The following is a 7,665-nucleotide window of genomic DNA, read 5'->3' on the forward strand; positions in this document are numbered from 1 at the left end:
CCCTCCAGAAGCTCCGTGAACGCCACGATCGGGATGCCGGCGGCCTCGGCCGCCTGCTCGATGCGCTCGGTCTCGGCTCCTCCGGTCTGCGCGTTGGTCAGCACGACCACAACCTCGCCGGATTCGATGGCGTCGAGGGCCCGCAGAAGCGTTGCCGGCGCGACGTCGCTGCCCTCTTCGACGGCCGAGGCGAATCCGTCGGGGGCGAGATCTGTGAGCCCGGCCGCGGCGGCGATGTAGCCGGGCAGCGGTTCGGTGATGAAGACTCCTGTGCCATCTGCCGAGGCGGCGAGCTCCTCGAGGTCGCCCTCGAAGCCTTCGAGCTCGGAGATGATCTCATCGGCGGATGCTGTGAACTCAGACGCGCCATCGGGGTCGATCTCGCCGAGCTCCTCGGCGATCCCCGCAACGACGTGGATCATGGTGTGCGGGTCGAACCAGACGTGCTCATTGAAGCCGTCGATGTGATCGTGCCCCTCATGGTCGTCGTGGTCGTGCTCGTCATCTTCCGCGTGATCGTGCTCCCCAGCATCCTCGCCCTCATGCTCCTCCCCATGCCCCTCGTTCCCGGGAAAGTCATGCGAGAACTCGACGGCCGAGAGGACGTGGGCGTCCGGCCCTTCGAGCAGGGCGTCCATGAAGGAGTCGTAGCCGCCGCCGTTCTCGATCACGAGGTCGGCGCCCTGGACCGTGAGCCGGTCGCGTGCGGATGCCTCATAGGAGTGCGGGTCCTGCGAGGCGGAGGTGATGATCGAGGTCACGTCCACGCGGTCGCCGCCGATCTGCTCGACCAGGGACCCGTAGATGTTGGTCGTCGCGACGACGGCGATCGCCGCGTCATCGCCCGCACCGGGCTCCGTCGTCGATGAGCATCCCGCCAGAACGAGGGCGGAGGCGGCCAGCAGAACGAGGGAGCGGGGCTTGTGCATGCTTCGACACTACACGCTAATGATAACCATTCTCAACACGGATGGGCGATGAGTGCCGGATAGTGTGATCGGGTGACCGCATCTGACCCGGCGGCCCCCGCCGTCGCATCGCGACCAGGGGCCGTCTACTTCATCGGGCGGGCGCTGCTGCGACCGCTTTTCGGACTGATCTACCGGCCTCGATACAGCGGGCAGAAGAGCATCCCCGCCGGAGGGCCGGTGCTGCTCGTCAGCAACCACCTGTCAGCCCTCGACACCCTCGTCATCCCGACAGCGGCGTCGCGGCCCGTGCAGTTCCTCATCAAGTCGTCGTTCTTCACCGACTCCGGCCCCCTCGGAGGCGCGAAGCGCTGGTTCTTCACATCGATCGGCGGCGTCCCCGTGCACCGCACGACCGGACGCGACGCCCGCGCCGCACTCGACGCGGGCGTGAGCATCCTGCGCGCCGGCAGCGTGTTCGCCGTCTTCCCCGAGGGGACGCGCTCCCGCGACGGCAGGCTGCACGACGGACACGGCGGAGCCGCATGGATGGCCCACGAGACCGGGGCGACGATCGTTCCCGTCGGCCTGATCGCCACTGCGACCGCCACGCCCTTCGGATACCTGCGCCGCGGAGCACCGCGCCTCGAGGTGCGCTTCGGCACCCCTCTGGATCTCGACGACCTCGACGGATTGCCGGGCGGCAAGGCCCGCCGCGAGATCACCGAACGGATGATGGCGGCGATCGCCGCGCTCAGCGGCCAGGAGCGCTCCGGCAGCGTGAACGCGAGCTCGCGGGACTGAGCACCGTCGGCCGGCGGATCAGTCGACCAGCAGCGCCGGCTCCTCGAGGATGGATGCGACGTCGGCGATGAAGCGGCTCATGCCGTCGCCGTCGATCACGCGGTGGTCGAAGGATCCGGCGACCGTGGTCACGTAGCGCGGACGCACCTCGCCGTCGACGACCCACGGCTTCTGGCTGATCGTGCCCATCGCGAGGATCCCGGCCTCGCCGGGGTTGATGATCGGCGTGCCGGCGTCCATCCCGAACACGCCGATGTTCGTGATCGTGATGGTGCCGCCCTGCTGGTCGGCCGGCGGCGTCTTGCCGTCGCGGGCGGTCAGCGTCAGACGGTTCAGTGCGCGGGCGAGGTCGCGCATGCTGAGGTCCTGCGCGTCCTTGATGTTCGGCACCAGCAACCCGCGCGGGGTCGCCGCGGCGATGCCGAGGTTCACGTAGTGGCGCACGGCGATCTCGGCGCCGTCCTCGGTCTCGACCCAGGCGGCGTTGACCATGGGGTTGCGGCGCACGGCCCAGATCACGGCGCGCGCGACGATGAGCAGCGGCGACACCTTGATGTCGGCGTAGTCGGGCGAGGCCTTCAAGCGCTTGACGAGCTCCATCGTGCGGGTCGCGTCGACCTCCTTCCACACCGTGACGTGCGGTGCCGTGTAGGCGCTGCGCACCATCGCCGAGGCGCTGGCCTTGCGCACGCCCTTGACGGGGATCGCCTCACTGCCAGCCTCGTTCACCGAAGCGGACGAGCTCTGGTCGACGGCGATGCCGCGGGCGAGCCCGATCGCCGGATTCTGCGGGGCGGGGACGGTCTCCTCGCGGACGCTCCCCCACTCGGGCGTCTCGATGTTGCGGAAGACGCTGGCCTGAGAGGCGTGCTTGACGACGTCATCGCGGGTCACCTCGCCGTCGGTCCCGGTAGGGGTGACGGATGCCAGATCCACACCCAGATCGCGGGCGAGCTTGCGGATCGGAGGCTTGGCGATCACGCCGACCGATGAGCGCACCGGGCGCACCGCGGGCCGGCGGCGACGCGAGCTCGCCCCCGCGCCCGAGCCGTAGCCGACGAGCACCGAACCGGACCCTTCGCCGGATTCGGCGGCCGGAGCAGCCGGTGTCGCCGCCGGGGCCGCGGGCGCAGCATCCGAGACGAAGGTGATGATCGGCGTGCCGACCTCGACCGTCGCGCCCTCGTTGACGAGCACCTCGCCCACCACACCGGCGTACGGCGAGGGCAGCTCGACGAGCGACTTGGCCGTCTCGATCTCGCAGATGACGTCGTTGATCGCCACGGTGTCGCCGGGGGCGACCTTCCACGCGACGATCTCGGCCTCGGTGAGACCCTCGCCGACGTCGGGGAGGGGGAAGTTCTGGGTGCTCATGGGGTGCCCTTCATTTCGACTCGCTGCGCTCGCGCAACGACCGGAATCGGTCAGTAGGCCATCGATCGGTCGACCGCATCGAGGATTCGATCGGCGTCCGGCAGGAATGCGCCCTCGAGGTTCGCGGGCGGGAACGGGGTGTCATAGCCCGAGACGCGCAGCACCGGGGCTTCGAGCGCGTAGAACGCCCGCTCCATGACGGTGGCCGCGATCTCACTGCCCAGACTCGTGAAGCCCGAGGCCTCCTGCGCGTAGACCATGCGGCCGGTCTTGCGCGCCGAATCGAGGATGGGGCCGTAATCGACCGGAGACAGCGAGCGCACATCGACGACCTCGCAGCTCGTGCCCTCGCCCTCGGCGAGCGCCGCCGCCTGCAGCAGCGTCGTGACCATGGCGCCGTGACCGACGAGCGTGACGTCGGTGCCCTGGCGCACCACGCGCGAGGCGTGCAGCGGCAGCGCCGACTTCTCGAGGTCGACCTCTCCCTTGGGCCAGTAGCGGCTCTTCGGCTCCATGAAGATAACGGGGTCATTCGAGCGGATCGCCTCCTGGATCATCCAGTAGGCATCGTTCGGCGTCGACGGGGACACCACGCGCAGGCCCGGGGTGTGCGTGAAGTACGCCTCGGGGCTCTCCTGATGGTGCTCGACGGCACCGATGTGCCCGCCGTAGGGGATGCGGATGACGATCGGCAGCGACAGTGCGCCCTCGTGCCGGTTCGTCAGCTTCGCGAGCTGCGTGGTGATCTGATCGAACGCCGGGAACACGAAACCGTCGAACTGGATCTCGATCACCGGGCGGAAGCCCGCCATCGCGAGGCCGATCGCCGTGCCGACGATCCCGGACTCGGCCAGGGGCGTGTCGAGCACGCGATGCTCGCCGAAATCGCGCTGCAGGTGCTCGGTGATGCGGAACACTCCGCCGAGCTTGCCGATGTCCTCGCCCATGAGCAGGACCTTCGCGTCGTCTTCCATCGCCCGGCGAAGACCGGCGTTCAGCGCGCGGCTGAAGGGCATCGTCTCGAGTGCCATCAGCGTGCTCCTCCGTCGGTCGGCTCGTCGAACGAGGCCTCGTACTGGGCGCGCCAGGCGCGCTGCTCCTCGATCAGCGGGTGCGGTTCGCTGTAGACGTGGTCGAAGATCTTGTCGGCCGACGGCGGGGTCAGCGCGAGTGTCCGCACGCGCAGGTCTTCCGCGGCGGCGGCGGCCGAGGCGTCCACGTCGTCGAAGAAGGATGCCGCAGCACCCTTGCCCTCGAGGAACGCGCGCATGCGCGCGATCGGATCGCGCTGCGCCCAGGCGGCCTCCTCGTCGGAGGTGCGGTACTTGGTCGGGTCATCGCTCGTAGTGTGTGCGCCGAGCCGGTAGGTCTCGGCCTCGATGGCGCGCGGGCCGCCCCCGGCGCGCGCCTCTTCGAGCGCGAGACGCGAGACGGCATAGCTGGCGAGCACATCATTGCCATCGACGCGGACGCTCGGGATGCCATAGCCGGCGCTGCGCTGAGCGAAGGGCACGCGCGTCTGCGTCGAGACGGGCACGGAGATCGCCCACTGGTTGTTCTGCAGGAAGAAGACGGTCGGCGCCTGGTAGCTGGCGGCGAAGACCATGGCCTCGTGCACATCGCCCTGGCTGGATGCCCCGTCGCCGTAGTAGACGACGACGGCCTCATCGCGATCGGGGTCGCCGGTGCCGGTGCGGCCGTCGAAGGTCAGGCCCATGGCGTATCCGGCGGCGTGCAGGGTCTGCGAGCCGAGCACCAGCGTGTAGAGGCGCGTGTTGCCGTTCTTCGGGTCGGTCGGGTCCCAGCCACCGTGCGAGACACCGCGCATGAGCTTGATGATGTCGACGGGGTCGACGCCGCGGATGCGGGTGACCGCGTGCTCACGGTACGAGGGGAACAGCGTGTCCTGGGCGCGGGCGGCGCGGGCCGAGCCGACCTGCGCGGCCTCCTGGCCGCGGCTCGGCGGCCAGAGCGCGAGCTGGCCCTGGCGCTGCAGGTTGGTGGCCTGGTTGTCGATCGCACGGATCTCGACCATGTCGCGGTAGAACTGCTCGAGCTCGCTGTCGCTGATCGCATCGATCAGCGACAGGTACTGCTCGGCGGCAGGGCTGGGCGCGAAGCGGCCGTCCGCCTCCAGGACGCGGACGATATCGGTCTCTGAGGAGGTCACCGTTCTACGCTATCCGAGCCGCGGCCATGATCACTGGAGAGGCTCGACAACGGATTCCGCGATCTGCAGTACCTTCTCTACCGATTCATGCTCTCCGACGGATATACGGATCCCATCGCCCGAGAACGGCCGGACGATCACATCAGCGGCGGAGAAGGCGGCGGCGACCTCGTCGGTGCGCTGGCCCGTGGCCAGCCACACGAAGTTCGACTGGCTCTCGGGGATGTCCCAGCCTTGAGCGCGCAGGGCGCTGATGAGCGTGTTCCGACGCTCGACGATGACGGCGACGCGCTGGCGCAGCTCGGCCTCGGCGGCGTCCTCGAGGCTCGCGATGGCCGCGACCTCCGCCGCGGATGTCACCGACAGCGGGATGCCGGTCGCCCGGGCCGCGTCGAGCACCTTCTCCTGACCGATCGCGTAACCGACCCGCAGCCCCGCCAAACCGTACGCCTTCGAGAAGGTGCGCAGAACGACGACGTTCGGGTGGCTCTCGTAGACGCGCTCCGCGAGCCCGTCCACGGCGTCTCCGTGGGTCACGAACTCGGCGTAGGCCTCATCGAGGATGACGAGCACATCGGCGGGGATCCGCGCAAGGAACGCGGCGAAGTCGGCCGAGGTGATGATCGGCCCCGTGGGGTTGTTGGGCGTGCAGACGATGATCGCGCGGGTGCGATCGGTGACGGCATCCGCCATCGCGTCGAGGTCGTGACCGCCCTCCGCCGTCAGCGGCACCTGCACGCCGGTCGCCCCGGCGACCAGCACAAGTCCGGGGTAGGCCTCGAAGGACCGCCAGGCGTAGACCACCTCATCACCGACTGATGCCGCGGCCTGCACCAGCTGGTAGAGGATCGCGACACTGCCGCTGGCGACGTGCACCTGGTCGGCGGTGACGCCGTAGCGCGCGCCGAGGGCATCGCGCAGGCGGCCGGCCGTCGCATCCGGGTACCGGTTGACCGGCGTCGTCTTCTCCAGCGCCGCGAGCACCGCGGGCAGCGGATCGAAGGGATTCTCGTTGCTGGACAGCTTGAAGGCATCGGCGCCCGCCTGCTTTCCCTGACGGTACGGCGCGAGCGCCATGATCTCGGGACGCATGCGGGGAAGAATCGGCTCAGTCACGATGGTCAGTCTACGAGCGGGTCCTCTCGACGGTCAGATCAGTGGTTCAGAGATCATCCTGCTGTCCAACGCGATCATCAGCTCTTTCTCCTTCGGATCGCTCATCGCCACCAGGAGCGTGATCGCGGCGAGCGCACTGTTGTTGATGGCGATGCCACGCCCGCCATCAAGCAGACCGTTCTTGCTGAGGAATGTGACGAACAACGCTGCCGCACTGCGTTTGTTACCGTCTGAGAGAGGGTGATCTTTGACGATCAGATACAGCAGATTCGCGGCCTTCTCTTCTGCGGTCGGATACAGGTCTGCACCAGCGAGCCCCTGATAGATCGCACCGATGACTGCGGCGAGCTGCTGCCTGGTCAGCCATACCGTTTCCGCATCCGCGCGGATCTCCAGGATCGTCGCACCATCGGGAGCAGTGTAGAGCTCTACGTGAGTCGCCGATTCAGCCATCATGACTTCACGGTTGACGGAGCCACCGACAGAGAGGGCGATCGAGTTCGCCGAATCGCTGACCGGTGGAGCGTGCGAGACTGAACGGACCATGCGCTTCATCATCAAAGTCGTCGTCAACGCCTTCGCCCTCTGGGTGGTGACGCTGATCCCGATGCTGCAGGTGGGCATGACCGCCTTCGACCCCGCCGGTGACCTGCAGCTCCTGCTGACCTATCTCGCCGTCGCCGCGATCTTCGCCCTGGTGAACTCGATCATCGGCACGGTCATCAAGATCGTCGCCTTCCCCCTGTACCTGCTGACCTTCGGGCTCATCTCGCTCATCGTGAACGGGTTCCTGCTGTGGCTGACCGCGTGGATCACCTCGGGACTGGGCTGGGGACTGAGCGTCGGCGACTTCTGGTGGGGTGTCGTCGCCGCGATCATCATCGCGATCATCAACGCCGTCTTCGGCGCGATCCTGCGCCCGCAGAAGAAGAAGCGCCGCCGCTGACCTCATCCGCGCTCGGCCACGTACTCGGTCGAGACGACGCTCTCGGCCTCGGCCAGCTCCTTCCAGTACTGCTCCATGCTCGCCATGCGCGGATCATCCGAGGCATCCAGGAGCGCTGCCGTATCGATGTAGTCGCCGAGCCAGTGCGTCTTCAGCGCGAGATCCTGCACCCCGGGCAGTGGATCGCCGACGCGCGTGACGACCATGCTGTCCGCTGAGCCGCTGCCGCCGGGGGAACCGCCGCCGGCGAGCGCGCTGACCATGTCGTCGGTATGGCGCAGCTCGATGATCTGCTGACCGGGTTCGAGGGTCGGATGCACGGGGCTGCCCGCCGTCACCTGCAGCCC

General features: G+C 68.3%; 8 protein-coding genes and 1 pseudogene. 2 read left to right on the forward strand and 7 right to left on the reverse strand.

Features of this window, described 5'->3' with window-relative positions; all coding sequences use genetic code 11:
- Positions 1-929: zinc ABC transporter substrate-binding protein (locus Q0Z66_RS11545; protein WP_298041273.1), on the reverse strand; the 929-nt coding region annotated here is incomplete at its 3' end.
- Between the two features lie 72 nt (positions 930-1,001).
- On the opposite strand from Q0Z66_RS11545, the gene Q0Z66_RS11550 reads away from it, so the two are divergent.
- On the forward strand, positions 1,002-1,712 hold the full coding sequence (locus tag Q0Z66_RS11550; protein WP_298041276.1) for a 1-acyl-sn-glycerol-3-phosphate acyltransferase: 711 nt from the start codon (positions 1,002-1,004) through the stop codon (positions 1,710-1,712).
- 18 nt (positions 1,713-1,730) lie between these two features.
- Here the strand turns inward: Q0Z66_RS11550 and Q0Z66_RS11555 are convergent, their stop codons facing one another.
- The 5 genes from Q0Z66_RS11555 to Q0Z66_RS11575 are packed head-to-tail and all read right to left on the reverse strand — an operon-like array spanning position 1,731 to position 6,918.
- Positions 1,731-3,086: a dihydrolipoamide acetyltransferase family protein gene (locus Q0Z66_RS11555; protein WP_298041279.1), complete on the reverse strand. Its 1,356-nt coding sequence runs from the start codon at positions 3,084-3,086 to the stop codon at positions 1,731-1,733.
- A 50-nt stretch (positions 3,087-3,136) separates the two neighbouring features.
- Positions 3,137-4,117 carry an alpha-ketoacid dehydrogenase subunit beta gene (locus Q0Z66_RS11560; RefSeq protein ID WP_298041281.1) on the reverse strand — a complete coding sequence of 327 codons (981 nt, stop codon included), beginning with the start codon at positions 4,115-4,117 and terminating at the stop codon, positions 3,137-3,139.
- Complete coding sequence (pdhA, locus tag Q0Z66_RS11565; RefSeq protein ID WP_298041283.1) at positions 4,117-5,256, reverse strand: pyruvate dehydrogenase (acetyl-transferring) E1 component subunit alpha; 1,140 nt, start codon at positions 5,254-5,256, stop codon at positions 4,117-4,119. Before pdhA ends, Q0Z66_RS11560 begins: the two co-directional genes overlap by 1 nt.
- A 30-nt stretch (positions 5,257-5,286) precedes the next feature.
- Positions 5,287-6,375: a histidinol-phosphate transaminase gene (locus Q0Z66_RS11570; protein WP_298041292.1), complete on the reverse strand. Its 1,089-nt coding sequence runs from the start codon at positions 6,373-6,375 to the stop codon at positions 5,287-5,289.
- A 30-nt stretch (positions 6,376-6,405) separates the two neighbouring features.
- A complete protein-coding gene (locus tag Q0Z66_RS11575; protein ID WP_298041285.1) occupies positions 6,406-6,918 on the reverse strand; it encodes a Fic family protein in 513 nt (170 codons plus the stop codon).
- On the opposite strand from Q0Z66_RS11575, the gene Q0Z66_RS11580 reads away from it, so the two are divergent.
- Positions 6,917-7,318: a phage holin family protein gene (locus Q0Z66_RS11580; RefSeq protein ID WP_298041290.1), complete on the forward strand. Its 402-nt coding sequence runs from the start codon at positions 6,917-6,919 to the stop codon at positions 7,316-7,318. The two genes, Q0Z66_RS11575 and Q0Z66_RS11580, sit on opposite strands and share 2 nt — an antisense overlap.
- A gap of 2 nt (positions 7,319-7,320) precedes the next feature.
- Here the strand turns inward: Q0Z66_RS11580 and Q0Z66_RS11585 are convergent.
- Positions 7,321-7,665, reverse strand: a pseudogene (locus Q0Z66_RS11585) (hypothetical protein); the annotation flags it as partial.

This window comes from uncultured Microbacterium sp., assembly GCF_947632095.1.
Lineage (GTDB): Bacteria > Actinomycetota > Actinomycetes > Actinomycetales > Microbacteriaceae > Microbacterium.

Coding starts and splice junctions, on each gene's coding strand:
- Q0Z66_RS11555 (WP_298041279.1), bottom strand. CDS start 3,086: ATGAGCACCCAGAACTTCCCCCTCCCCGACGTCGGCGAGGGTCTCACC.
- Q0Z66_RS11560 (WP_298041281.1), bottom strand. CDS start 4,117: ATGGCACTCGAGACGATGCCCTTCAGCCGCGCGCTGAACGCCGGTCTT.
- Q0Z66_RS11580 (WP_298041290.1), top strand. CDS start 6,917: ATGCGCTTCATCATCAAAGTCGTCGTCAACGCCTTCGCCCTCTGGGTG.
- Q0Z66_RS11575 (WP_298041285.1), bottom strand. CDS start 6,918: ATGGTCCGTTCAGTCTCGCACGCTCCACCGGTCAGCGATTCGGCGAAC.